Source organism: Corynebacterium sp. HMSC055G02, assembly GCF_001809065.1.
Taxonomy (GTDB): Bacteria; Actinomycetota; Actinomycetes; order Mycobacteriales; family Mycobacteriaceae; genus Corynebacterium; species Corynebacterium jeikeium_D.
In genome coordinates this window covers 1-2857 of the sequence record NZ_KV795631.1, presented here as the reverse complement: position 1 = coordinate 2857, position 2857 = coordinate 1, and the positions used below count along the sequence as shown (strand labels likewise).

Below are 2857 nucleotides of genomic sequence, written 5' to 3'. Positions count from 1 at the left end.
GCTTGTTTGGTTGTCGTTTGCGTGTGTGTTGCTGGTGGGTGCCGGGGGCCTTTGTTTGTTTTGGGTCCTTTTGTGCTTGCGGGTGATGGATTGCGTGGCGGCGCCTTTGTTTGGGTGCTTTTCGCGTGGTTTTTTCATTTGTGGGAAAGATCATGGTTGTTCTCTTCTTTTTTGGCCTCGTCGGTTCGAAGGGGAGAACGTTTTATTTTTGGATAACGGCCAGGCCGCATGCATTGTTTGTGTGTGGTGGTTGTTTGTCTGTTTTTGTCAGGTTTTTGGGCCTTTCATTGTTTTTTGATTCTTCTGATTTGAAGGGTTTTTGATGGAGGGTTTGATCCTGGCTCAGGACGAACGCTGGCGGCGTGCTTAACACATGCAAGTCGAACGGTAAGGCTCCAGCTTGCTGGGGTACACGAGTGGCGAACGGGTGAGTAACACGTGGGTGACCTGCCCTGCACTTCGGGATAAGCCTGGGAAACTGGGTCTAATACCGGATAGGACCGCACCGTGAGGGTGTGGTGGAAAGTTTTTTCGGTGTGGGATGGGCCCGCGGCCTATCAGCTTGTTGGTGGGGTAATGGCCTACCAAGGCGGCGACGGGTAGCCGGCCTGAGAGGGTGGACGGCCACATTGGGACTGAGACACGGCCCAGACTCCTACGGGAGGCAGCAGTGGGGAATATTGCACAATGGGCGGAAGCCTGATGCAGCGACGCCGCGTGGGGGATGACGGCCTTCGGGTTGTAAACTCCTTTCACCATCGACGAAGGGTTTCTGACGGTAGATGGAGAAGAAGCACCGGCTAACTACGTGCCAGCAGCCGCGGTAATACGTAGGGTGCGAGCGTTGTCCGGAATTACTGGGCGTAAAGAGCTCGTAGGTGGTTTGTCGCGTCGTCTGTGAAATTCCGGGGCTTAACTCCGGGCGTGCAGGCGATACGGGCATAACTTGAGTACTGTAGGGGAGACTGGAATTCCTGGTGTAGCGGTGAAATGCGCAGATATCAGGAGGAACACCGGTGGCGAAGGCGGGTCTCTGGGCAGTAACTGACGCTGAGGAGCGAAAGCATGGGGAGCGAACAGGATTAGATACCCTGGTAGTCCATGCCGTAAACGGTGGGCGCTAGGTGTGGGTTTCCTTCCACGGGATCCGTGCCGTAGCTAACGCATTAAGCGCCCCGCCTGGGGAGTACGGCCGCAAGGCTAAAACTCAAAGGAATTGACGGGGGCCCGCACAAGCGGCGGAGCATGTGGATTAATTCGATGCAACGCGAAGAACCTTACCTGGGCTTGACATATACAGGATCGCGCCAGAGATGGTGTTTCCCTTGTGGCTTGTATACAGGTGGTGCATGGTTGTCGTCAGCTCGTGTCGTGAGATGTTGGGTTAAGTCCCGCAACGAGCGCAACCCTTGTCTTATGTTGCCAGCACGTTGTGGTGGGGACTCGTAAGAAACTGCCGGGGTTAACTCGGAGGAAGGTGGGGATGACGTCAAATCATCATGCCCCTTATGTCCAGGGCTTCACACATGCTACAATGGTCGGTACAGTGGGTTGCCAGTCCGTGAGGGCGAGCTAATCCCGCAAAGCCGGTCTCAGTTCGGATCGGGGTCTGCAACTCGACCCCGTGAAGTCGGAGTCGCTAGTAATCGCAGATCAGCAACGCTGCGGTGAATACGTTCCCGGGCCTTGTACACACCGCCCGTCACGTCATGAAAGTCGGTAACACCCGAAGCCAGTGGCCTAACACATTTTTGTGGGGGAGCTGTCGAAGGTGGGATTGGCGATTGGGACGAAGTCGTAACAAGGTAGCCGTACCGGAAGGTGCGGCTGGATCACCTCCTTTCTAAGGAGATTATTTTTTCTTTGTGTCATGTGTCATCGTGTTGGTGGCGTGTGGCTATTTTTTGTTTTTTGGGTGGAACACCTACTGGTTAGATCACTGAAGTGGTGGTCTGCGCGTGCGTGTGATGACTTTAAGCGTTTGTGCTTTCCTTTTTTGTGTTGGTTGGTTGTTGGTGCGCTGTTGGGTGTCTGGGATGACACATGTTGTTGTTCCTGTTTACAGGTTGCTGCGTGCTGCGGGCAGGCTGCTGTTTGGTGGTTTGTGTGTGGTGTGTGGGTGTTGTGTGAGAACTGGATAGTGGACGCGAGCATCTTGTTTTTCTGTAAGTTCGATTTTGTCAAGCAGTTTTTCTGTTTGTGATTGTTCTTAGTTATTTGTTTGTGTGTTGTGTTGTAAGGGCGCATGGTGGATGCCTTGGCATAGTAGGCCGATGAAGGACGTGAGAGGCTGCGATAGGCCTCGGGGAGCTGCCAACTGAGCGTTGATCCGAGGGTGTCCGAATGGGGAAACCTGGCCGTCGTTGTGGGCGGTCGCCGTTAGATGAATTCATAGTCTAATTGGTGGTTACGCGGGGAAGTGAAACATCTCAGTACCCGTAGGAGTAGAAAACAATTGTGATTCCGTTAGTAGTGGCGAACGAACGTGGATGAGGCTAAACCGCGTGCGTGTGATACCTGGCAGGGTTTGCGTGCGTGGGGTTGTGGGGATGCATTGTGCAGGGTCTGCTAGTCCTGCGTTGTGTTGTGTGGGTGTAGCGGAAGTGGATTGGAATGTCCTGCCGTAGACGGTGAGAGTCCGGTACGTGAAACACCCGTGCGTGCAATTGGTGTGTTGCCCGAGTAGCAGCGGGCTCGTGGAATCTGCTGTGAATCTGCCGGGACCACCCGGTAAGCCTAAATACCTGCTTATGACCGATAGCGGATTAGTACCGTGAGGGAATGGTGAAAAGTACCCCGGGAGGGGAGTGAAATAGTACCTGAAACCATGTGCTTACAATCCGTCAGAGCCCTTTTT

At 54.0% G+C, this 2857-nt stretch carries 1 protein-coding gene and 2 rRNA genes; all 3 read left to right on the top strand.

The window, feature by feature from the left end:
• Window positions 1-216: hypothetical protein (locus HMPREF2547_RS10880; protein WP_210383938.1), on the top strand; the 216-nt coding region annotated here is incomplete at its 5' end.
• 103 nt (window positions 217-319) lie between these two features.
• A 16S ribosomal RNA gene (locus tag HMPREF2547_RS00010) occupies window positions 320-1843 on the top strand.
• 382 nt (window positions 1844-2225) lie between these two features.
• Window positions 2226-2857: ribosomal RNA gene (locus tag HMPREF2547_RS00005) — 23S ribosomal RNA — on the top strand; the annotation flags it as partial.